Below are 22,101 nucleotides of genomic sequence, written 5' to 3'. Positions count from 1 at the left end.
TTATTTGGTGCGCTTCTCCCAGTCGGCAAGAAACTGCTCGATACCGATATCGGTAAGAGGGTGTTTTGCCAATTGGTTGATAACCTTGAGAGGAATAGTAGCAATATCAGCACCAATCAGGGCAGAATCCATAACATGCTGTGGGCTGCGGATTGATGCAACGATGATTTCACTCTGGTATCCGTAGTTGTCATAGACCGTTACGATATCGCTGATAAGATCCATACCAGGAGTTCCGATATCATCTACACGACCAACAAAAGGGCTGACATAGCTTGCACCAGCTTTTGCTGCAAGCAGTGCCTGCGCTGAAGAGAAAACCAGTGTTACGTTGGTCTTGATACCTTCTGAGGTGAGTTGCTTTACTGCCTTAAGACCTTCAACAATCATAGGAATCTTGATAACGATGTTATCAGCTATTTTAGCAAGCTCTCTTGCCTCAGTGAGCATACCTTCCGCTTCAAGACTTACAACCTCAGCACTTACAGGACCATCTACAACTGAACAGATCTCTTTAATGATCTCTTCAAATGGCTTGTCCTCACGGGCGATCAGGGATGGATTTGTGGTAACACCATCCACCATACCCATATCAAGACCTTTTTTGATCTCTTCGATGTTAGCTGTATCAATAAAAAACTTCATTTGGAATCTCCTTGGTTTTTTCGATATGTATTGCAGCATTTTTTACTGCAAAAATAATGTGTTTCCCCATTCTGCTCCAACTGCACAGCCTGTTGTCGGGGGATGAGTTTTTTACATACTGGATCTTCTTCCAGGGTATCACTAGCGGCAAAGTCATTGCCGGGCTCTTTTACCGTAGAAGATCGGTCTTTTTTATTCTTAGACCCTCCAGCAATCAAGCGATACCCTATATAAATGAGGATCGCTATAATAATTATTCTAAGTGGACTCACGTCTAATACTCACAGTCAATATATCTTAATCGGTTGTAATAAAGCAAATTGCCATTAGTGGAAACTCCATAACAGCACTATAGCTCCCAGCTGCTACGACTGAGTTCCTGTTTTTCCAGGCGTCCATCTTTAAAGCATACAAACAGCCGTTCAATCATTTCAGCAGGAGTTTTCCCTGTTGTTTGATCCTTGTTCTCCGGAATCAGTTCTACCAGAGGTTCAAGCACAAAGAGCCTGCCGGAAATCTGGGGATGGGGAAGAGTCAACTCTTCGGTGTCCATTACAATATCCCCAAAATAGAGAAGATCAAGATCGAGACTCCGATCTTGATACCCTTCAACATTTTCGGGCCTTCTTCTACCAAATGCAGCTTCAATAGTCAGTAGGTTATGCAAAAGCTCAACGGGCGTGCTGGTGGTGGTAAGTTGTCCAACAGCATTAGTGAACCAGTTATCACTCTCCATACCAACAGGAGCACTGATGTATGGACTGGAAAGTTTGAGGCAATCAATGCCATCATACTGCCCGAGACTTCGCCAGGCGTCCTGCAAAGTTCTCTTACCATCACCAAGGTTTGAACCCAAACCTATATATGCCTTAATACCACTCATTAGGATTGCAAGCTGTTACAGATCTTCTAAACCGAGGACATCAAACATCGAATACACACCGTTCTCTTTACCTGCAAGCCATGCGGCCGCCGTGGCCGCACCTTTGGCAAAATGATCCCTGCTATGGGCTCGGTGGGTCAGTTCAATGCGTTCTCCGGGGCCTGCAAAATAGACAGTATGCTCACCTACAATGTCAGCTGCGCGGATGGCTTGAATACCGATCTCTTTCGGTTTTCGTTCCCCAATAATCCCGCTACGCTCGTAAACCCCAACCTCTTCAAGGTTTCGGTTTACACCTTCTGCGGCCATCTCACCAAGCTTCAAAGCAGTTCCAGATGGAGAATCCTTCTTCTTATTATGGTGAGCTTCTACAATCTCAATATCGTAGTCGTCGCCTAAGATTGCGGCAGTCTTTTTAACCAGTTTAAATAGAGCGTTAACACAGATAGACATATTAGGAGCCTGAACACATGGGAAGTTCCTGGCAAGCTCAGAAAGCTCATCAAGATTTTCTGCAGTAAGTCCCGTGGTACCAATCACCATTGCCCTGCCATGTTTTGCGGCAATCTTTGCAAACTCCATGGTGGCTTTATGAAAGGTAAAATCTATGATCACATCTCCATCATCAATGACAGACTCTAAACCTTCGCCAATAATGACTCCATTTTCCTTACCCAAGGCTATAAGTCCAGCATCCCGACCAATATCGGGGTGACCGGCCGCCTCAAAGGCTCCGGCATAGGTAAGTCCCGGGTGCTGGTCTACCATATAGGCCACTCGCTGACCCATTCGTCCTGCGGCACCCGCTATTATTACTTTTATCATGCTATATCACCTCAGTGATTGTTTATTCGCAAGGCACATGCTACACAAGCCCAAGCCCCACAAGTCCTTTTCTCAGGTTCTCAACGGCTCCTTCAGTCATTGGTGCTATGGGTAAACGTGGAGCTCCACTCTTCACCATACCCATCATCTCCAATGCCTTTTTAGCAGGCGCAGGACTCGGTGCACTGAACATCAGCTTCATCAGGTCATACATCTTGTAATGTAATTCATTGGCACTGGCAAGATCACCCTCAATGGCTGCTTCCATCATCTTTGCCATACCCTGGGGGTACACGTTTGAGATAACAGAAATAACCCCATGTCCACCAATACAAACGGTTGGCATACAGGTAAAATCATCTCCAGATAAAATAATAAAATCCTCAGGAGTCTTTCGAATTACATCTGTAACATGCTCAAGGCTGCCGGTGGCTTCCTTTATTCCGATAATATTTTCGATTTCGGCCAGCCGAGCCACGGTTTCAGCTGCCATGCTGACAACAGTCCGTCCCGGTACATTATAGAGAAATACTGGGATATCAACACTCTCTGCTATGGCTTTAAAATGGAGGAACATACCCTCCTGATCCGGCTTATTATAATATGGAACAACAGAGAGAACTGCATCAGCTCCACTTGCCTTGGCACTTTCAGTAAGCTCAATAGCTTCAAGAGTATTATTAGCACCGGTGCCTGCAATAACAGGGACACGACCGTTGACCGTCTTTACAGTAAGATCAATAACGCGCTTATGTTCATCAAACCCTATGGTAGCAGATTCTCCGGTAGTTCCGCAGGGAACAATACCGTGGGTACCATTGGCGATCTGAAATTCAATGAGGTCTATCAGACCCTGTTCATCGAGTTTCCCATCAATAAACGGTGTGACCAGCGCAACAAGTGCTCCGTGAAAATTCTTCATCATTTCTCCTCTTATAGTTTTGCCTAAAACCTCAGCACCGCTTATTGCATCAGCGCTTCAGGCGTCAGGTCACCGCTATAAATTATTCTCGTAGGTCCTTCCAGGTATACGCTCTCGACCAGAGGACCATCCTGTAGATTAAAATGTATTGTAAGACTCTGCCCCCCGGAGGTAACCACCTCCACAGGTGAATCCATTCCCTTATGCATTGCTGCATATATTGCCGCAGCAACAGTCCCTGTACCGCAGGCCATGGTCTCGTCCTCTACACCCCGTTCGTAGGTCCGGACCTTTATCGTCTTTTCATCAAGCACCGTGACAAAATTTGCATTGGTTCCATCAGGCTCAAACAACTCATGGAAACGTACCTTACGGCCCCATTGTTTGACAGGGGCAGCATCTGCGTCATCCAAAAATATGACCGCATGGGGAACACCCGTATTAACAAAGGTTACGGGATACTCAACATCATCAAGCCTTAAGGAAAGATCCAGACGAAAATCAAAGGGCTCAACCATCTTCACCCGAACATCTTCTTCCTTCTCACCAACTTCAGCTTCTATGATGCCTGCGATGGTCTCAAATCTCATCTCCCGTCCGCAGATATTATGACGGTAGGCAAAACGAGCAGCACAACGTGAGCCGTTGCCACACATTTCAGCAACAGATCCGTCAGCGTTATAAAAATTCCAGCTAAAATCGGCTTTATCTGAATTTTCTATTAAAATCAGACCGTCTGCACCTACGGAAAACATACGCCTGCAAACCATTTTGGCAAATTCCGGTTGCTTATCTAAGGGGATCAGCTGTTTACGATTGTCAATGACAACAAAATCGTTACCGGTTCCATTCATCTTCTCGAACGGGATTGGATAATTCAGGGTCATTAATTTACTCCTTATGAAAAACAGCACCAACAATGTGCCGCGTTATTCAACCAGCAATACAGTAGTCCGCGTAATCTCTCTTTGCGGCCTAGTCCGGGTTTCTCGGGCAAGTCCTCTAACAACATAGCCCTCTAACCGCATTTTACGGATAGAGGGCTAGAAAGACCATAACTAAAAGGGCTTCGAGTCAGCTAGTACCGTACGGTTGCTTCCCTCGATTTTTCACTTTCGTTTGGTGGATTTGCACTATCGATTGCAGTTATTGCATAGTAGTAACGTACATCACCGCTCACGTTTTTATCCACATACAACATGTATTCGGGTGCAATCTTGCCAAGAAGTTCATACTTGTCACTACTTGCGGCCCGTCTATATACCCTATAGCCCGCAATATCAGAGTCGTTTAATTTGTCCCAGAAAACCTTGGTTCCGACAGCCGTTGCCACTGCAGTTACACCGCTTGGAGCAACCGGTGGAGTCATATCTTTTGGAGTTACAACAACCTCCTTGGTTACTGCACCCTCTACGAGTTCATCTTCCAGTACCATGAGACTCTGTACAGTATAAAAGTACTTCGCCCCGTTTCTCACCTGAGTGTCGGTATATGTTGTACCATCAACTGGTTCACCAACATTGACATAGTCTTTTCCTCCCGCACTTCTCTTCACCTGATATTTAAGAGCCTTATCAAGCATCGAACCGTCAGAGAGTTTGGTTGCCGGCTGCCAACTCAGTACAACTTTTCTGTCTCCTGCAACTGCTGACAACGACGAAGGAGCCATGGCAGGTTGATACCAGACAAAGGTTACAATATTAGAGTCTTCACTTGCGGCAAGCCAGCTGGTCCGTGAGGCAACCTTATAAAAATATTTATATCCCGACTGCAGATCAGAGGTTTCATAGCTCGCTTTTCGTCTGATGTTCCTATCAAACGGAACACCACCTTCCACTTCAATGGCCTTACCAAAAGGAATAGGACAGCCGCTGCAAAAATCAGCAAGAGGAACCGCTGCTCTATAGAGGTCAAAGGATGATACATCCTCGATAACCGAGCCTTGAATAGTTTTAACCGGATAGGACCAGGTGAGTTGTAAGCCCTTGCCACTCACGTTATACAACAGATCCGAGATTGGCTCCGGAACTACAGTACTCGGTGGAACAGGCAAATCCTTATACCCACAGCCACTAACAAAAAGAAAAGATGCACCAAGAAGCAACGTACCCGCCACTCGTACCACGCTAGTCATGTTCATTATGCAATCCCCAATTGTTTCTCAGCAGCAACGACGGCTTCTTCAACCCTGATAAGCCCCGTTCCGCCCGCTGTAATTCGACTATTAACCGAACCTTCAATACTCAAGACCTTATACACATCGCTCTCTATGGTATCAGAAAACTGTGATAATTCTTCCATTGTAAGATCAGGAAGCTCCCGACCATTCTCAAGACAAAAAGCAACTGCTCTACCTACAATACCATGTGCTTCACGAAAGGGCACATTCTTCATAACAAGATAGTCAGCCAGATCGGTTGCCGTCATGCATCCGGACTGGGTGGCTTCAGCCATAGTATCCGTGTTAAAGGTCATATTTGCAAGTAATTCAGCCATAATACTTAGCGATGCCGTAACCGTGTCCACAGCATCGTATACTGGTTCCTGGGTCTCCTGGAGATCGCGATTATAGGTAAGAGGCAGGCCCTTAACAAGGGTGATGAGACTCATGAGACTACCAACCACCCGACCACTTTTGCCGCGGATCAGCTCAGGAATATCCGGATTCTTTTTTTGCGGCATAATGGAAGAGCCGGTACAAAAGGTGTCAGAGATATTCACAAAATCAAATTCCTGACTGGACCAGAGCACCAGTTCTTCTGACAGCCTTGAGAGATGCAGTTGAATAATGGTGCAAGTGCTTGCAAACTCAATGGCGTAATCCCGGTCTCCTGAGGTATCCATGGAGTTTGCAGTGATACCATCAAAGCCAAGAGCCTGAGAGGTCATTGCTCTATTAAGAGGCAAACCACTACCAGCCATGGCAGCGCATCCCAGGGGCGAGAGGTTAAGACGCTTGCGGCAATCTATCATCCGCTCCCGATCGCGACTAAACATCTCATAATAGGCCAGCATATGATGGGCAATCTGTACCGGCTGCGCTCTTTGCAGATGGGTATAGCCAGGCATCAATTGACCAAGATATTTTCTCGCCACAACAACAAAGGACCTTCGCACCGCATCGAGCAGCTCGACGATGTGATCGCACTCGTCGCGCAAATACATTTTAAAGTCAACAGCAACCTGATCATTACGGGAACGACCACTGTGCAGTTTTGCCCCTGCTGGTCCAATTCGATCAATAAGCGCTTTTTCGATATTCATATGAACATCCTCAAGTTCGCGCTTAAATTCGAAACTACCCGCATCGATCTCTTTTTCTATTGCAGTGAGGCCTTCAGTGATCGCCTTCAGCTCAACAGCTGAAAGAACACCACCCTCAGCCAGCATGGCAGCATGGGCCTTGCTCCCTGCTATATCATATTTATAGAGACGTGCATCATAGTGGATGGAAGCACTAAATGCCTCAACGGAGGCGGCAGTACCTTCACTGAACCGCCCACCCCACATTTTCTCTGAACCGCTGTTATTATCTTTGCTCATAGCCTTTATTATTTTTGAAATCTATCCTGCAGTGCATTGATCTTAAGTCTCAGACCATTAAGTGCGATAAAGCCAGTGGCATCGCCCTGGTTGTATACCTGATCTTCTTCAAAGGTGGCAAAGCTTTCCTGATAGAGTGACTGGTCTGACTTACGACCAACTGAAAAACAATTTCCTTTATACAGTTTCAAGCGTACTGTTCCGTTCACAACAGTCTGGGTGTGATCCATAGTTGCCTGGAGCAATTCGCGCTCAGGAGAGAACCAGAAGCCGTTGTAAATGAGCTTTGAGTACTGGGGAACAAGAGAGTCACGGATTGCAAGTACCTCACGGTCAAGAGTAATACTCTCAAGATCTCTATGGGCGATACGAAGCAGTGTTCCACCGGGAGTCTCGTAGACACCCCTTGCCTTCATGCCAACAAATCTGTTCTCAACCATGTCGAGTCGACCGATACCGTTTGCTCCGGCAAGGCTGTTGAGCTTTTTAAAGAGCGGCAGAGGATCCATGGCGACACCATCAAGCGCCACTGGATTTCCGTTTCTAAACTCAACCTCAAGATAGGTTGGCTTGTCAGGTGCTTCTTCTGGTGAAACCGTGAACTTGAACATATCAGGATCAGGCTCATTCCATGGATCTTCAAGGATTCCACCCTCAAAGCTGATATGGAGCAGATTCTCATCACAGCTGTACGGGTTTTTCTTTGTGGTTGGAACCGGAACACCATGCTCTTTGGCAAAGAGCTCAAGTTTTGTTCTGGAGTTAAGATCCCAGGTTCTCCATGGTGCTACAATCTGAAGCTTTGGTGAAAGACCGATATAACCAAGCTCAAAACGAACCTGATCATTTCCCTTACCGGTGGCGCCATGACTCACTGCATCAGCACCCTCTTCCATGGCAATACGAACCTGCTCTTTAGCAATAAGTGGACGAGCAAGAGAGGTCCCCAAGAGATAAGAACCTTCATAAATTGCGTTGGCTCTAAAGGCTGGGAAGATATAGTCTTCAACAAACTCTTTCTGTAAATCTGAGATGATGACTTTAGAGGCCCCTGTTGCAAGCCCTTTAGCGCGGACTGCATCCCAATCTTCCTCCTGACCAATGTCTGCAGAATAGGCAACAACCTCACAGCCATATTCCTTTTCAAGCCACTTTAATATTACAGATGTATCCAGACCGCCGGAGTAGGCGAGCACTATTTTATTTATACCCATTTCAAAACCTCAGTGTAAAACCACTCAACGTTATAATTTTTATATATCATGTAGACAGGTTAAGACAATCTGTCCTTCATTCTTTCAAGTATCAATTAATGAGCACTGTTATGTGCCGAGCTACGTACATTTTCTAAAAAGAAAACATTTATAATTACATAAAAGAACAGCTATTTGCAAAACATTTTGTGAATTGGAACAGGCATCCGGTAGCTTTACCATAAAATCCACCCGGTTTTCTCATTAAAGGATGTTTTTTACAATAGGTGTAAACTACACAGTAATATCAGCCAGTACCTCACGAAGAACGGACAATATTTCATCAATTTCAGCTGTTGTAACAATAAGAGGTGGCACAAACCTGAGCACTGCATTGCCCGCGAAATTCATAAGATATCCACGTTCAAACATAGCATTAACAATGGCCGCACCCTGTGCTACCCCGTCTTCAGTGAGTACTGCTCCTACAATCAACCCCATCCCCCTACTGCCGGAGAGCAATTTCGGAAAGGAAGTAGCAAGCTCTGCTAACTCTGCTCTAAAATACCTGCCCTTTTCAAGCACGTCTGGCAGGAAGTTCTCCTCCAGCATAATCTTAAGCGTTGTTACACCGGCTGCTGCTGCCACAGGATTTCCACCAAAGGTAGATGCGTGGGTCCCGGGAACAAAGGCTGCCGCGATTTCATCTTTAGTCACCATAGCCCCTATGGGCAGGCCATTACCAAGGGCTTTGGCCATACTCATTATATCCGGCACGACACCAAGTTGTTCATGAGCAAAAAGAGTTCCAGTTCGCCCCATACCTGTCTGAATCTCATCAAATATCAGCAAAAGACCATGCTTATCACAAAGGGCCCTGATACCTTTGAGATATTCTCCATCAAGGGGTCGTACGCCACTCTCTCCCTGCAATGGTTCACAGAGAATTGCACAGGTTGTGTCATCCACCATGGCTTCAAGTGCCTGCAGATCACCAAATGGGGCATGACAAAAGCCTTCTGGAAGCGGCTCAAAACCTTCATGGAACTTTGGCTGACCCGTTGCAGCGACTGTGGCCAGGGTACGCCCATGAAAGGAACCAGCAAGGCTGATAATCTTATATCGTCCCTTAGCAGAACTTATTCTGGCAAGCTTTATGGCCGCTTCATTGGCCTCAGCCCCACTGTTACAGAAAAAAACCTTATCACCAAAGGAGTTTTCAACGATCAATTCCGCCAGCTCAATCTGGGGCTCAGTATAATAGAGGTTAGAAACGTGGACGAGTTTTTGTGCCTGCTGACAGATCGTCTCACTCACGCGGGGATGGCTATGGCCGAGGGCGCAGACTGCAATCCCTGAGAGAAAATCCAAATACTCTTTACCATCCGCATCGGTGAGTTTACATCCAATGCCACTTGTCATGGCGGCAGGATATCTTGCATAACTGCCAACAATGACAGCGTCTCCTCTTTTTTTCAGTTCTTCATTCATACTCATCTCAATAGATCTCCGTTCCAACGCCTTCTTTAGTAAACATCTCAAGCAAAATTGAATGCTCCACCCGACCGTCAACAATATAGGTTTTTGATACCCCGCGCTTCAATGCATCTTCACAACAGCGCACCTTCGGGATCATTCCGCCGGCAATGGTTCCATCCTCTATTAATTCTTCTACCTCTTTGCGCGACAGGGAGGTCAGTAGCTGCCCCGCCTTATCATTTACTCCAGGCACATCTGTTAAGAGCATCAGTTTTTCAGCAGAAAGAGCACCTGCAATGGCTCCAGCCACAAGATCTGCATTAATATTAAAGGCTCTTCCATCTTCGCCAACCCCCACAGGGGCAATCACAGGTATAAAATCATTGGTGTAGAGACTTTCAATAATTCCCGTATTCACCTTTGTAACCTGACCAACACGCCCAAGGTCGATCAACTCCGGTGGGGCCTTGCCCTCACTTTCATTTTTTTTCTTAGAGCTAACCTTCAGTTTTTCGGCACAAACGAGATCGCCATCGCGACCTGAAAGTCCAACAGCCTTCCCACCACAGTGGTTAATCAGACCAACAATCTCCTTATTAACCTTACCGACCAGGACCATTTCCACAACATCCATGGTTTCTCCGTCGGTTACCCGCATACCTTCGACATAACTGGGTTTAATATCCAAACGATCGAGCAGGGTGTTAATCTGAGGACCACCACCATGAACAATGACAGGATTAATACCAATCTGCTTGAGTAGTATAACGTTCAAGGCAAACTGCTTTTTCAAATGGTCATCGACCATGGCGTGGCCACCATATTTTATAACGATGGTCTTACGCCGAAACTCCTGCATAAACGGAAGGGCATCAATGAGGACCTTTGCTTTTTCAATACTTTCCTGAACAGTTTTTGCCATATCAATACTTTCGATCAGCAGATCGATCCTTATAATTATTTTGAAAAGATATAAGCCGGGACGCAACAGAGGTGGACAGCTGATTCTGGGGGAGTATTGTAATGGGAACTATAATGTAAGTAAAGTACTGTTTACTGAGTATCCACACCATTGCTTTACATTTACTTCACCTTACGCTACCATGGGCTCGGTATTCTATTGAGGCTGAACTTTATCACATTAACTGTGGGGAGTCCCGATGAAATTTAACAAAAATTGTCCGTTAATCATTGCTGGGCATCTTGTTACTTTATTGTTTTTTTTGACAATTGGCATAGCTATTGCCGACGATGCACCAATCCATATTGAAGCCAACCACATGACTTCAACTGAGAAAAGTAACTCAGTCATTTTCACAGGCGATGTCGATGCAAAACAGGCCGACGTCCGAATCCGCTCTGATAAGATGACAGTTTATTATACCCCTAAAGAGGCTGCACCAAAGACCAAAGGCAAGACAGAAAAAGGCGCCAGCCAACAGGTTGAGAAGATGATCTGCACAGGTAATGTGGAGGTCACAAGAGCCGAGTGGCTTGGTACTTCTAAAAAAATGGTCTACCTCTCAAAAGAGAGACAGGTTATACTTACAGGAAACGCTAAGGCATGGCAGGGCCAGAATATGGTGAGTGGTGACAAGATCATCTACTATCTCGATGAAGGCCGTTCAGAAGTTGTTGGTGAAAGAACATCAACCACTATCAGTGAGAATGAGAGCGGAAAGAAAAAGCCTTCGCGGGTCAATATGACTATTCTTCAAAAATAAAGAAAGAGCCAAATTCAGATGTCACTGCTTGAAACAAGAAATATTGTAAAACGTTACGGCCCCAGAACAGTTGTAGATGGAGTAAGCCTGCAGGTGCAAACGGGTGCTGTTGTTGGCCTGCTCGGCCCCAATGGAGCCGGGAAAACCACAACGTTTTACTCTATTGCCGGTTTTATACGACCCAATAAAGGAAATATCATACTCGCAGGAGAGGTTATCACGAACCTCCCCATTCATAAAAGGGCTCTGCGGGGGATATCATATTTGGCGCAGGAACCTTCGGTATTTAAAAAGCTCACTGTGGAAGAAAATGTCCGCATCATCCTTGAGCCCTTAGGACACTCAAAAAGAGAAATTGATCTTCGTATCGATGAGTTGATGGCCGACTTAGGTATTGAATATCTCAGAAACAACAAAGGCCACGCCCTTTCAGGCGGTGAACGACGCCGAGTAGAAATTATGCGAGCCCTTTCAACCAGGCCGCAATTTATTCTACTTGATGAGCCCTTCGCAGGTATTGATCCACTTGCAGTTGGCGAATTGCAGAAACTGATTTTCAGTCTTAAAGATAAGGGACTGGGAATACTAATTTCTGATCATAATGTACGTGAGACTTTACAGGTGTGTGACTTCGCATATATCATGAATGCAGGACAAGTCCTCACCAGCGGCGTCGCCGACGATATTATCGAGAGCGAAGTTGCACGCAAGATGTACCTTGGTGAAAATTTTCATATGTAATCTAAATTTTGCAATTGACTACTCGGAGTCTGCGTTTACCTGCCGGAGATGCGAGGCAGCGACGCTGAAGACCTATAAATATACTTCTAAGCTTCGCTAACAAAGCAGATTCGGTGAAATTGTCAATCACGAAGGAGAGCAAATAACAGGAAAAAATGAGTCCCCCAAATGATTATGACGAATGCAACATCTTGTTTTATAATAACAAATCATTTTCCTGTTATTTACGCATGCAAGATTTAGGTGTGATGTAACCCCGATAAACGGGATAAGTACCATATTGCTATCTTTACAATTTTATTTTAAATGAGCTCCTAGCTTTCTTTTTTATGACAACTATTCTGAATTAAGGTACGAACACCCCACAAGGGGGGTATAAGTGCCTTGGTGGTAAGAGTAAACTTAGGATTTCAAAAACAATTCCTTAGTTTCTTGTTTTTTTATGACAGGCTTTCAGGAGTAAGGCACTAAATGGCCCTCGAATTAAGACAACAGCTTAAACTCACACAAAAACTGGTTATGACGCAACAGTTGCGTCAGGCGATCAAACTCCTGCAGCTCAACAGACTCGAGCTTTCCGATGCCCTGCAGGCGGAGATCGAACAAAACCCTGCTCTTGAAGAGGATTTTTCCAGCCAGGATAAGATTGCCGAAAACACTGCCTCCCTCTCGTCCACCACTGAAGTTACAGGGCCGGCTGCGGAAGCTGATGTTACAGAAGGTTTTAAGGTCACAGAAACCCTTGGAGATGTAAACTGGGAAGATTATTCCAACAATTTTGACAGCAACTTCTCTTTTGCCAAAGAAACACCACCGGCTGACGCCCCATCCCAATTTGAATTTATCTCTGAAAAACCTGGCCTTCTGGCCTACCTACAGTGGCAGTTAGCTCATGCCGATCTGGATAAAGATGAATGGGAAATTGCCCTTTATGTCATAGGCAATCTGAATCGATATGGATTTTTAGAAGTGGATATCGAGCAGATCATGGAGTACACCAACTGTGAGCATGATGATGCAGAATATATTATTGAGGTCATTCAGGACCTCGATCCTCCTGGCATCTGTGCCCGAGACGTGAGTGAATCTCTCTATCTGCAACTTGAGAGAATGGGTAAGGAAAACAGCCTTGCCGCAATCATTGTCCGCGACCACCTTCCATTTCTTGAAACCAGAAACTTTAAAGCACTTTCCAGAGCAACCGGTAAAAAACGACCTGAGCTTGAAAGAGCCGTCAGCTTTATCGTTGCTGAACTCACCCCATATCCAGGACTCCCTTACGCCACAGAAGAAACAAATTATGTTGTTCCCGATGTGTATGTGAAAAAGATAGACGGAGAATATGTCATCTCCCTCAACGATGATGACCTGCCCCGCCTCAAGCTCTCTTCGGCCTATCAGGAACTGCTGAAAAATGATAAAACCATGGAGAAAGAGTCCAGACAGTATTTGAGTACTAAGATGAAGAACGCTGACTGGTTTATCAAGTCACTGTACCAGCGTCAGCGAACAATTTATAAGGTCATGGAGTCGATCCTACGATTCCAGTATGACTTTTTCGAAAAGGGTCCGGAACATCTCAAACCACTCATCCTAAAAGATGTGGCTGATGATATTGAGATGCATGAATCCACGGTAAGTAGGGTTACTTCAAACAAATATACCCATACTCCCCAGGGGATTTATGAGTTGAAGTACTTCTTTTCTACTGCCATTCCAAGGGAAGGCGGTGATTCCATGGCTGCGGAATCAATAAAAACAATAATCCGCAGAATGATTCAGGATGAAGATAAAAAATCTCCATTAAGTGACAACGCCATCTCACTTAAACTGGCAGAAAAAGACATAAAGATCGCAAGAAGAACTGTTGCAAAGTACAGAGAACAACTCAAAATTTTACCTGTAAAACATCGTCGCCACGCAAAGTAGCACCCTTGTGCTCACGACTCCTCTCCACACTTGCAAGGCTTCCTATTTCAAAATATTGTCCCTGTTGTTAATGTAAAGGTACCGTAAAACAAGTATCAGCCGCCCGTCTAACCGAGACATCGTCGGTTTGATATTTTTTCAAAAAGGGTGATACTGCCCGATCTTTTATGGTATCATGTCGCTACTGCTGTATTGATGGACCCGTTATATCACCTTACAATCTGGGGATTTTAAATCCTTTTAGTATCATACTTTGGAAAGGTTCTAGTCAAACAAACAAGAAATCCGAAGTTTATCTTGAAATCAAAAAGTTTGGATAAGCACCATGATACTTATCCCGGCTTTTTTCCCGTTAACCGGGGTTAGATATTAATTTTATAGGAGATTGAAACAATGAAGTACGCTTTTATCGCAATGCTTGCAGTCTATCTTGTAACCTTCGGCTGTAATCCCAAATCCGAAGAAGAACATTCAGCCCCTGAGAAAAAAGTGGAACATGCAAGTGTTGAGTCAGCACCAGCAACTCCAGCTCCACCTACCAATGTTCATGTTAAAACCGAAGTTTCTACCACTGAAACTGAAAAAGCTGCGGCAGCTACTGAAGTCGCCCAGGCTGAACCAGAAGCTCACGTTGAAACTGCGACTGAGGCTAAACCAGTAGTTGCAGAAAAAGTCGAAGAGAACGCTGATAACCAATGGCAGGTTATTGCCCACAACGCGGCAACCACAGTACTTGCTCTCATGAACGATGATACTGCCCAGGATGAGCCTGCAAAAGTTGAAGCCGTTGTGGAAACTGTAGAAGCAGATAAGACAGTTGCCAAGAATAGTGCTGCCCAGCCACCATGCGCAACACCAGGAACTCCTTGTCCCAAAAAAGATTCGGCAACTCCCTGTGTAAAGGCAGGAGAACCTTGTCCTAAGGCTGGCACAGTTGCTCCCTGTGGTAAGAACATCCCACAGGATGCTAAAGGACAGCCTCCTTGCATGAAGCGTGAACCTGTGGCAAAAGGATCTGCAGCTCCTGTTGAAGAACCAGAGCTCAGTGAACCAATGATGAATCTGGTCAATGCTACCAACGATATGGTTGCAATCACAAGACAGCTCGTCATTGCCACCCAACAGATGCTCTCTGCCTCAAAAGAGGTTGCCGTTGAAGTCATCGATTCAGGAAAGGATGCATTGGAAGCCTCCAAACCTGCCGTTCAAAATGCTGTAAATGAGCAGGAAATAATTGAGACCGTGAAAGAAGTTGTTGCCGCCACCAAAGAGGCTTACGAAGCGACCTCTGAAGCACTTTCCAACGCACTTGAAGCAAAAGAAGCTGCTCCAGCTGTAGAAGCAGCACCCAAGCAATAATCTGTCTCGTTCGATACGCCATCAGATAGTATCACTTTTTACTATCTGATGGCAGTTCTCCGCCCCACTCCTTCACTCACCACCTCCTTGTCATTTTCACTTCCGTAAAGTTGTCAGGCAAGTTATCGTTGCCAAAGCTGTTATCGCCAATTATTATCTGCCAAACATCCGAACGAAAAATTATACTTTAAACTCAGACCTGCCAATTCGGTTATGCAAATACCAAAGAATACTCAAATTTTACCGTTTCTTTCAAAGGGCTTAGTACTCCTCAGTCTTATCATTTTACTCAGCTCATGCTCAGGCTCCATCACAAGCCACTTCCTTGGTCCTATAACAGGGAATTTACAGCAACAGACTGACATAAACCTCGTATGCGAAGGTGCTCCATCCTATCTTTTACTCCTTGATTCAATGCTTGTCTCGAACCCTGAAGATACATCTCTGCTACTCACAGCAACCAAGGCATATAACGGGTTTGGTACAGCACTTCTGGAATGTGATGCAAGCGACAGTCGAATTGCTGCGGCCACTGCTAAATCCCGTCTGTATGGGATACGCCTGCTCAGCCACTATCTTCCACTTAATGCGTCAGGTCTGTACACACGCACTGCTGGAGAAAAGGGGTTTGATCTCGAGTTAGGTGAGCTGGATGATTCAGATATGGAAGATGTTTTCTGGGGTGCCTTTGGCTGGCTTGCCTGGGTCCAGAGCCAGAAAGGCTCTCCCGCCTCCATTGCCGACATGGCAGTTATTGAAAAAATCATGACACGCTTGCTCGCCATTGATGAAAGCTATCAGGGGGGAAGCATTCACCTCTTTTTTGGTGCCTACCATGCCCTTAAGCCAGCAATGTTTGGAGGCAAACCTGAGCTGAGTCGCGACCATTTTGAAAAGGCCCTGGTTCTTTCTAAGCGTCAGTTCCTCATCACCCAGACCACCTATGCACAGACCTATGCACGCAGTACCTTCAATCAGGAACTACACGATCAATTACTTAATGAAGTTCTCGCATTCACAATAAGTGATGCGCCCGAATTTGCCCTTACAAATCAAATTGCTAAAAAAAGAGCCAAAAAGTTGCTAGAAGAAAACTATTTTGGTGATTAAGATAGGCTGGCTTTAATCTGGACCATACAAATATCGTTACAACTCATTTTTCTAAATACAAAACATAGTTAATAGTTTTGCTGCGAAACACCACGTGGAGAATAGTATGAAGCAACGTATTGCTCTGACAACATTACTGGCGCTTATCTTTACCCTGCTCAGTTCCCTGGCACAAGCCGGCCCTAAGTACCTCTTCAAGGTTGCTACTCTTGCACCTGCTGGCTCTGTCTGGATTCAGGAGTTTGAAAAGTTTTCAGATCAAATCTTCCAAGATACCGATGGTGAAGTAAAGTTTCGTATCTACCCCGGAGGTGTCATGGGGGATGACCAGGCCATGCTTCGTAAGATGCGGGTGGGCCAACTCCATGGCGGTGGTTTTACTATGACCGGAGTCTCTCTTCAAGTTCCGGATTTCAGAGTAATGGGGATTCCATTTCTTTTGGAGTCCTACGAGGAAGTGGACTTTGTACGTAAGGGCCTGATGCCTGAATTTGTTAAACAGTTCCGCGAGAATGGGCTTGAGTTTATCTCCATGACAGAGGTTGGCTTCATCTACGCCATGTCCACAAAGCCTGTCAATAATTACGCAATGTTTAAATCTACCAAAAACTGGAGTCCCACCGGAGACCCTATCTCCGAGGAGTTCATGAAGTCTCTTGGTATTACTCCAACATCTCTGACTATCCCTGACGTTCTCTCTTCTTTACAGAGTGGGCTTATCGAGACGGTGTACAACTCATATTATGGTTCAATTATCATGCAGTGGTTCACCAAGGCCCAGTATATTGTGGACTTTCCCTATGGTTACGCCTACGGAGTTTTTGCAGTCAGTTCTAAAAAATTCAACAAACTGCCCCAGACCCATAAAGATGTAATTCATCGGGCCGGGGATAAATACTTCCCTATCCTTCTTAAGGAAACTCGTAAAAGCAACGAAGAGTCAAAACGAGTTCTTAAGGAGAGGGGGAATGAGTTTCTTACTCTGGATGATGAAACCATCACCATTCTAAAAAAACAACGGGATGTATCCGTGGAAAAACTTATCCCAAATGCAGTTTCCGCTGATATTTACAAGAAAACCAAAGATCTGATTGATGAATACCGTGGCCAAAAATAAAATAGAGACCACCCCTCTCATCTATTCACTGCCGACGGATGGTGGCCTGCTTAAAGTCATGGACAAAACTGAAGACCTGCTTCTGTCTCTCGTCCTACTCTCTATGATTCTGTTGGCATGCACCCAGATATTTTTGCGGACCTTTCTCTCCAGCGGTCTGCTGTGGGCTGATCCGCTCCTCAGGTATCTTGTGCTATGGAGCGGACTTTTAGGGGCAGTTGCAGCCACCGGCCAGGGAAAACACATAGCTCTTGATATAGTTGGCAGAAAAATGCCAAAATCAATTGCCCCCTGGCTGGCGCTCATTACCCATGTTTTCTGCTGCCTTGTATCTGCAGGCCTTACCTGGGCAGGAGTCATTTTTATTCAGGGTGAGCTGGAATTCTCGACAATGGGTCCACTCTCGGTTCCCCTCTGGTTCTGGAACGGTATTTTCCCGGTATCCTTTGGCCTGATTTTTTTTAAATATCTCTTTTTAAGTTATCTGCAGTTCAACCAGATCCTCCGGACTAAAAACGTCAAAGGATCTGAACTGTAATGAGTATAGTTAAAATAATTATTTTCTGCCTGGCACTACTCCGCACCCCGCTTTTCCTTATTATTGGAGCCCTGGCACTTATATCTTTTTACTCAGCAGACATCGATATTTCAGTTGTGATTATTGAAATGTCACGTCTTGCGGACACCCCACTGCTTGTATCCCTGCCACTCTTTATCTTCGCTGGTGTCCTGCTCTCGGAAAGTAAGGCTCCGAAACGAATGCTCCACTTTTCCCAGATCTTCCTCGGCTGGCTACCGGGTGGACTTGCGGTTGTTTCTTTACTGGTATGTGCTGTTTTCACCGCCTTTACAGGGGCATCCGGGGTTACAATCTTTGCCCTTGGAGGTCTTCTGCTCCCTGCTCTCTTGGACGATGGGTATGATGAACAGTTTTCAATGGGCCTCATCACATCTTCGGGAAGTCTTGGACTACTCTTTCCCCCAAGTCTGCCTCTCATTCTTTTTGGCGTCATCGCTGAATCGCGAATAGATCACCTGTTTCTGGCTGGAATTCTCCCCGGACTGTGCATGCTCATTCTTCTTGCGGGATATTCCATTGTAAAGAGCGGGCCTGTAAAGAAAAAAAGGAGCTACACAAGAGGTGAGATATTACTCGGATTGAAAGAGGTCGGCTGGGAGCTTCCCCTGCCGTTTTTACTCATTGGCGGTATTTACGGGGGTGTTTTGATCCCCAGTGAGGCAGCAGCTGTAACTGCACTCTATGTGCTACTGGTTGAGGTTTTGGTTCACAGGGACATACCCTTGAGCAAAGTCCTGCCAATTATGAGTAAGTCCATGGTTCTCTTTGGTGGAATACTGGTGATTCTTGCTGCCTCCATGGCTTCAACCAACTTTCTTATCGATCAAGAGGTCCCAACACGTCTCTTTGAGTTTATCCAGCGTTACATAGATTCCAAATATTCATTTCTACTGTTGCTGAACATTTTTCTTTTACTTGTGGGGGCGATGTTGGATATTTTTTCCGCACTCGTGCTCATTGTACCGCTCATCCTGCCCATCGCTGTGGGCTATGGAGTTGATCCAATCCATCTTGGCATCATCTTTCTTACAAATCTGCAGATTGGTTACTGTACTCCGCCCGTTGGCCTTAACCTCTTTCTCGCCTCATACAGATTTGAAAAACCGGTTACCGAACTCTACAGGTCAACGCTCCCATTTTTAGGACTACTACTGATAACGCTCGTAATCATCACCTACTTTCCTCTACTCAGTTCTTTTCTGATTAGTCTGTTTGGTTCATAATTCTGCACCACTACCTGACGATTTAGGGATCTAACAAAGAGAAAGATGAACTGAAGGTGATGGATGTGGGTGGGTTAGGGGATCAAAGAACAATCCCCCAGAAAACATTCTTTTAAAGGTACCTGCTATGGTTTGAGCACACCAACATAGGGTAGATCCCGAAAGCGCTGTCCATAGTCAAGGCCGTAACCAATTACGAATTCATCGGGAATATCCTTACCACAAAAATCAATCTGCACGTCTGATAGTCTTGCCGACGGTTTGTTGAGGAAGGTGCATGTTTTTACTGAGTTTGGCTTCCTATTCTGCAACATGTGAACAACTTTTGCGAAAGTTCTCCCTGTATCGACAATATCCTCAACAAGCAACACGTCTCTTCCCTCAATGGAAGAGTCAATATCCATAACAATTTTCACATCTCCACTACTCACGGTGCCATCGCCATAACTAGAGACGGTCATAAAGTCTACAACCAAAGGTGTATCAATCTCCCGTATAAGATCAGCCATAAAGATAAATGATCCTCGCAACAGACCAATAACAATGAGTTCTTTTTCAAGAGTGCCATAATGTTCTGTTATTTCAACACCTAATTTTTTAACTATAGATTTAATCTCGTCTTCATCTACGAGTTTTTTTGTTATTTCTGGACGTTCCACTTTGTCTCCACAAGTAATAAATCACTGAAAAGGGGTAATGAGGAGTTTACACTCTTCATTTCCTATTTTGCAAGATACCTACCATGATCTTGACAATTTGTAACTAACAGACACCAAATACTTTTCCACTAAACTTTATTTGGCTATATCAAATTTTTCTATCGATATGAGAATCAAAATAGAGTATCGAGTTTTTGTTTACATTAATTTATCGCCTCGATTTTGAGGTTTCACTTTGATACAGGATCTAAAATGGAAAACCTGCAAAGAAAGTATGGTTTCTGGACTGCCAGTGCCATGGTCATTGGTATTGTAATTGGCTCAGGTGTCTTTTTTAAGGCGGACGATGTCCTTATCGCTTCAGGGGGCAATCTCAGCACCGCATTACTGGCCTGGCTCATTGGTGGTTCTATTATGGTTATCACCGCCTATGTATTTTCCCAGATCGCCACACGAGTTGAAAAAGTTAACGGAGTTGTCGATTATTTTGAAGAGGCCTATGGGGAAAAGGCTGGGTACCTTGTCGCCTGGTTCATGACCTTTATTTACTACCCTACACTTGTTGCGGTTCTTGCCTGGGTTTCTGCGAACTACTCCATCGGTCTTCTCGGCCTTGAGAGTGGCGTTTGGGTTCTATCCTCTATCTACTTAGTTGGCTTTTTCGCCCTCAACTGCGCATCTCCTGTACTTGCCGGTAAATGGCAGGTCTCAGCCACTGTCATCAAACTTATTCCTCTTATCCTTGTTGCAGGCGTTGGCATCGTAAGCGGCCTCATGAGTGGCCAGAGTATCCAGAGTTTTAAACAGGCGGCACAGGCTGTGCCCAGCGGTGGTGGCCTTGCCGTTGCAACCCTTGCCACCGCATTTGCCTATGAAGGTTGGATAATCGCCACATGTATCAATGCCGAACTTCGTGATGCAAAACGAACCCTTCCAAGGGCCCTTCTCCTCGGCTCCATTGTTGTGGTGGTTATTTATATGCTCTACTACTTAGGGATTTCAGGCGTTCTCTCAAACGACGAAATCATCAAGGCAGGCGACAATGCCCCTGTTGAGGTCTTTTCTCTTATCTTCGGACGCCTCGGTGGAACCCTGCTCACGGTATTCGTCATCATTTCCTGCCTGGGCACCCTCAACGGTCTTATCATGGGGTGCAGTCGCGGAATGTTCTCCATAGCCTCCCGTGACCTTGGCCCATGCTCTAGCTTCTTTAAAACTATCCACCACTCGGCCAATAGTACAGTCAACTCGGCTCTACTTGGCTTCTGTCTTTCAGCCTTCTGGCTCATGGTCTGGTATGGAAATTTTGCCGGCTGGTGGGGAAGCTTTATGGACATCTCAGAACTGCCCATCGCCTTTCTCTACGTTATATACATATCACTCTACATATTTGTTATGAGGCAATTTGATGATTTAGGTTTTTTTAGCCGATTCATAGCACCTTTTCTAGCTGGCTGCGGTTCCCTCTATATCATCTGGGGTGCCGTTCAAAAGGATATGTTTATTACCTTTCTCATCATTACTGTTTTGATTGTATTTTGCGGTCTACCTTTTATCAGGCGAAGGTAATTGCGATTTAGAAAGATCTGTTCAGCTGACAACCTACCAGCTGAACAGGTCTTTGAAATTAATTCAAACAACGACCTGAAGAGCCGCTCGATATTTTGAACTGAGACATTTTATTTCTTCTTTTTCTCAGATAAGTGCATCACAATCTGAGCGTGAAACACCTCATCACCATGTTTATCCCGGACTTCCACATCCATGGGAAATTCACCCGGAATACTCATTGCTTCAACCGAGGCATTACATTCAGCTACCAGATCTGTCTTTGCCAATTTCTCGTAGGAGACCGTCATCCCCTTTGGTATCCAGCGCATATGTTTTGGTATACTCGCCTCAAGCATTGTCCCTGCAGCAAGCTCACTTACATTGCACATAGCAATGGCATGAACAGTACCTAAGTGATTTGTTATGGAGCGTCGTTTTTTAAGGTGGATTTTACTGTAGCCCGGTTTTAATTCAACAAACCGAGGTTTTATACTGCCAAAGTATGGTGCTTTTAGGCATAGTAACTTTGAAAACAACCAGTGACCACATGGAAATTTTTGGCATTCCTGATAGATATGTAACACAGAGCTCATGAACATTCCCCCATAGTAATTGTGG

At 45.1% G+C, this 22,101-nt stretch carries 22 protein-coding genes; 9 read left to right on the top strand and 13 right to left on the bottom strand.

What is annotated here, in order from left to right; genetic code table 11:
- The 11 genes from fsa to argB form a co-directional block, all read right to left on the bottom strand.
- The gene (fsa, locus tag ACX6CI_RS20405) at window positions 1–645 is read right to left on the bottom strand and encodes a fructose-6-phosphate aldolase (RefSeq protein ID WP_458775502.1); all 645 of its coding nucleotides are present in this window, start codon (window positions 643–645) and stop codon (window positions 1–3) included.
- Window positions 642–731, bottom strand: a complete 90-nt coding sequence (locus tag ACX6CI_RS20400; RefSeq protein WP_458778497.1) for a hypothetical protein — start codon at window positions 729–731, stop codon at window positions 642–644. Before ACX6CI_RS20400 ends, fsa begins: the two co-directional genes overlap by 4 nt.
- 263 nt (window positions 732–994) lie before the next feature.
- Entirely contained in the window at window positions 995–1,528 is a 534-nt protein-coding gene (gene folK / locus ACX6CI_RS20395; protein ID WP_458775501.1) for a 2-amino-4-hydroxy-6-hydroxymethyldihydropteridine diphosphokinase, read from the bottom strand.
- Between the two features lie 15 nt (window positions 1,529–1,543).
- A complete protein-coding gene (gene dapB / locus ACX6CI_RS20390) occupies window positions 1,544–2,353 on the bottom strand; it encodes a 4-hydroxy-tetrahydrodipicolinate reductase (protein ID WP_458775500.1) in 810 nt (269 codons plus the stop codon).
- Window positions 2,354–2,393: 40 nt separating this feature from the next.
- Window positions 2,394–3,278, bottom strand: a complete 885-nt coding sequence (dapA, locus tag ACX6CI_RS20385) for a 4-hydroxy-tetrahydrodipicolinate synthase (RefSeq protein ID WP_458775499.1) — start codon at window positions 3,276–3,278, stop codon at window positions 2,394–2,396.
- A 38-nt stretch (window positions 3,279–3,316) separates the two neighbouring features.
- Window positions 3,317–4,162, bottom strand: a complete 846-nt coding sequence (dapF, locus tag ACX6CI_RS20380) for a diaminopimelate epimerase (protein ID WP_458775498.1) — start codon at window positions 4,160–4,162, stop codon at window positions 3,317–3,319.
- A 191-nt stretch (window positions 4,163–4,353) separates the two neighbouring features.
- Window positions 4,354–5,415 carry a fibronectin type III domain-containing protein gene (locus ACX6CI_RS20375; protein ID WP_458775497.1) on the bottom strand — a complete coding sequence of 354 codons (1,062 nt, stop codon included), beginning with the start codon at window positions 5,413–5,415 and terminating at the stop codon, window positions 4,354–4,356.
- A complete protein-coding gene (gene argH, locus ACX6CI_RS20370; RefSeq protein WP_458775496.1) occupies window positions 5,415–6,818 on the bottom strand; it encodes an argininosuccinate lyase in 1,404 nt (467 codons plus the stop codon). The genes ACX6CI_RS20375 and argH overlap by 1 nt, the downstream gene beginning before the upstream one ends.
- 8 nt (window positions 6,819–6,826) lie before the next feature.
- The gene (locus ACX6CI_RS20365; RefSeq protein WP_458775495.1) at window positions 6,827–8,032 is read right to left on the bottom strand and encodes an argininosuccinate synthase; all 1,206 of its coding nucleotides are present in this window, start codon (window positions 8,030–8,032) and stop codon (window positions 6,827–6,829) included.
- Window positions 8,033–8,305: 273 nt separating this feature from the next.
- The gene (locus ACX6CI_RS20360) at window positions 8,306–9,508 is read right to left on the bottom strand and encodes an acetylornithine transaminase (protein WP_458775494.1); all 1,203 of its coding nucleotides are present in this window, start codon (window positions 9,506–9,508) and stop codon (window positions 8,306–8,308) included.
- 1 nt (window position 9,509) lies between these two features.
- Window positions 9,510–10,412 carry an acetylglutamate kinase gene (argB, locus tag ACX6CI_RS20355; protein ID WP_458775493.1) on the bottom strand — a complete coding sequence of 301 codons (903 nt, stop codon included), beginning with the start codon at window positions 10,410–10,412 and terminating at the stop codon, window positions 9,510–9,512.
- Window positions 10,413–10,650: 238 nt separating this feature from the next.
- Here argB and lptA point away from each other — a divergent pair, with 238 nt between their 5' ends.
- From lptA to ACX6CI_RS20315, 8 genes are all read left to right on the top strand, one after another.
- Window positions 10,651–11,214: a lipopolysaccharide transport periplasmic protein LptA gene (gene lptA / locus ACX6CI_RS20350; protein WP_458775492.1), complete on the top strand. Its 564-nt coding sequence runs from the start codon at window positions 10,651–10,653 to the stop codon at window positions 11,212–11,214.
- Window positions 11,215–11,232: 18 nt separating this feature from the next.
- Complete coding sequence (lptB, locus tag ACX6CI_RS20345) at window positions 11,233–11,955, top strand: LPS export ABC transporter ATP-binding protein (RefSeq protein WP_458775491.1); 723 nt, start codon at window positions 11,233–11,235, stop codon at window positions 11,953–11,955.
- 471 nt (window positions 11,956–12,426) lie between these two features.
- The gene (rpoN, locus tag ACX6CI_RS20340) at window positions 12,427–13,884 is read left to right on the top strand and encodes an RNA polymerase factor sigma-54 (protein ID WP_458775490.1); all 1,458 of its coding nucleotides are present in this window, start codon (window positions 12,427–12,429) and stop codon (window positions 13,882–13,884) included.
- Between the two features lie 393 nt (window positions 13,885–14,277).
- Entirely contained in the window at window positions 14,278–15,243 is a 966-nt protein-coding gene (locus ACX6CI_RS20335) for a hypothetical protein (protein ID WP_458775489.1), read from the top strand.
- Between the two features lie 213 nt (window positions 15,244–15,456).
- Window positions 15,457–16,353, top strand: a complete 897-nt coding sequence (locus ACX6CI_RS20330) for a TRAP transporter TatT component family protein (RefSeq protein ID WP_458775488.1) — start codon at window positions 15,457–15,459, stop codon at window positions 16,351–16,353.
- 106 nt (window positions 16,354–16,459) lie between these two features.
- Window positions 16,460–17,470: a TRAP transporter substrate-binding protein gene (locus tag ACX6CI_RS20325; RefSeq protein WP_458775487.1), complete on the top strand. Its 1,011-nt coding sequence runs from the start codon at window positions 16,460–16,462 to the stop codon at window positions 17,468–17,470.
- The gene (locus ACX6CI_RS20320; RefSeq protein ID WP_458775486.1) at window positions 17,457–18,008 is read left to right on the top strand and encodes a TRAP transporter small permease; all 552 of its coding nucleotides are present in this window, start codon (window positions 17,457–17,459) and stop codon (window positions 18,006–18,008) included. The genes ACX6CI_RS20325 and ACX6CI_RS20320 overlap by 14 nt, the downstream gene beginning before the upstream one ends.
- Complete coding sequence (locus ACX6CI_RS20315; protein WP_458775485.1) at window positions 18,008–19,273, top strand: TRAP transporter large permease; 1,266 nt, start codon at window positions 18,008–18,010, stop codon at window positions 19,271–19,273. The genes ACX6CI_RS20320 and ACX6CI_RS20315 overlap by 1 nt, the downstream gene beginning before the upstream one ends.
- A 125-nt stretch (window positions 19,274–19,398) precedes the next feature.
- Here the strand turns inward: ACX6CI_RS20315 and hpt are convergent, their stop codons facing one another.
- Window positions 19,399–19,932 carry a hypoxanthine phosphoribosyltransferase gene (hpt, locus tag ACX6CI_RS20310; protein ID WP_458775484.1) on the bottom strand — a complete coding sequence of 178 codons (534 nt, stop codon included), beginning with the start codon at window positions 19,930–19,932 and terminating at the stop codon, window positions 19,399–19,401.
- Between the two features lie 252 nt (window positions 19,933–20,184).
- Between hpt and ACX6CI_RS20305 the strand changes: the two genes are divergently transcribed.
- Entirely contained in the window at window positions 20,185–21,501 is a 1,317-nt protein-coding gene (locus tag ACX6CI_RS20305) for an APC family permease (RefSeq protein ID WP_458775483.1), read from the top strand.
- A 110-nt stretch (window positions 21,502–21,611) separates the two neighbouring features.
- On the opposite strand, the gene ACX6CI_RS20300 is transcribed toward ACX6CI_RS20305, so the two are convergent.
- Window positions 21,612–22,076 carry a hotdog fold domain-containing protein gene (locus ACX6CI_RS20300; protein WP_458775482.1) on the bottom strand — a complete coding sequence of 155 codons (465 nt, stop codon included), beginning with the start codon at window positions 22,074–22,076 and terminating at the stop codon, window positions 21,612–21,614.
- Window positions 22,077–22,101: the final 25 nt, after the last annotated feature.

This window comes from Desulforhopalus glucosivorans (assembly GCF_054397165.1).
Note: the sequence above shows the minus strand (reverse complement) of the source record. Positions and strands in the feature narration are given on the sequence as shown.

Excerpts from the sequence above, each read along its gene's own strand:
- fsa (WP_458775502.1), bottom strand. The coding sequence starts at position 645 with ATGAAGTTTTTTATTGATACAGCTAACATCGAAGAGATCAAAAAAGGT.
- folK (WP_458775501.1), bottom strand. The coding sequence starts at position 1,528 with ATGAGTGGTATTAAGGCATATATAGGTTTGGGTTCAAACCTTGGTGAT.
- dapB (WP_458775500.1), bottom strand. The coding sequence starts at position 2,353 with ATGATAAAAGTAATAATAGCGGGTGCCGCAGGACGAATGGGTCAGCGA.
- dapA (WP_458775499.1), bottom strand. The coding sequence starts at position 3,278 with ATGATGAAGAATTTTCACGGAGCACTTGTTGCGCTGGTCACACCGTTT.
- dapF (WP_458775498.1), bottom strand. The coding sequence starts at position 4,162 with ATGACCCTGAATTATCCAATCCCGTTCGAGAAGATGAATGGAACCGGT.
- ACX6CI_RS20375 (WP_458775497.1), bottom strand. The coding sequence starts at position 5,415 with ATGAACATGACTAGCGTGGTACGAGTGGCGGGTACGTTGCTTCTTGGT.
- argH (WP_458775496.1), bottom strand. The coding sequence starts at position 6,818 with ATGAGCAAAGATAATAACAGCGGTTCAGAGAAAATGTGGGGTGGGCGG.
- ACX6CI_RS20365 (WP_458775495.1), bottom strand. The coding sequence starts at position 8,032 with ATGGGTATAAATAAAATAGTGCTCGCCTACTCCGGCGGTCTGGATACA.
- ACX6CI_RS20360 (WP_458775494.1), bottom strand. The coding sequence starts at position 9,508 with ATGAGTATGAATGAAGAACTGAAAAAAAGAGGAGACGCTGTCATTGTT.
- argB (WP_458775493.1), bottom strand. The coding sequence starts at position 10,412 with ATGGCAAAAACTGTTCAGGAAAGTATTGAAAAAGCAAAGGTCCTCATT.
- lptA (WP_458775492.1), top strand. The coding sequence starts at position 10,651 with ATGAAATTTAACAAAAATTGTCCGTTAATCATTGCTGGGCATCTTGTT.
- lptB (WP_458775491.1), top strand. The coding sequence starts at position 11,233 with ATGTCACTGCTTGAAACAAGAAATATTGTAAAACGTTACGGCCCCAGA.
- rpoN (WP_458775490.1), top strand. The coding sequence starts at position 12,427 with ATGGCCCTCGAATTAAGACAACAGCTTAAACTCACACAAAAACTGGTT.
- ACX6CI_RS20335 (WP_458775489.1), top strand. The coding sequence starts at position 14,278 with ATGAAGTACGCTTTTATCGCAATGCTTGCAGTCTATCTTGTAACCTTC.
- ACX6CI_RS20330 (WP_458775488.1), top strand. The coding sequence starts at position 15,457 with ATGCAAATACCAAAGAATACTCAAATTTTACCGTTTCTTTCAAAGGGC.
- ACX6CI_RS20325 (WP_458775487.1), top strand. The coding sequence starts at position 16,460 with ATGAAGCAACGTATTGCTCTGACAACATTACTGGCGCTTATCTTTACC.
- ACX6CI_RS20315 (WP_458775485.1), top strand. The coding sequence starts at position 18,008 with ATGAGTATAGTTAAAATAATTATTTTCTGCCTGGCACTACTCCGCACC.
- ACX6CI_RS20305 (WP_458775483.1), top strand. The coding sequence starts at position 20,185 with ATGGAAAACCTGCAAAGAAAGTATGGTTTCTGGACTGCCAGTGCCATG.
- ACX6CI_RS20300 (WP_458775482.1), bottom strand. The coding sequence starts at position 22,076 with ATGAGCTCTGTGTTACATATCTATCAGGAATGCCAAAAATTTCCATGT.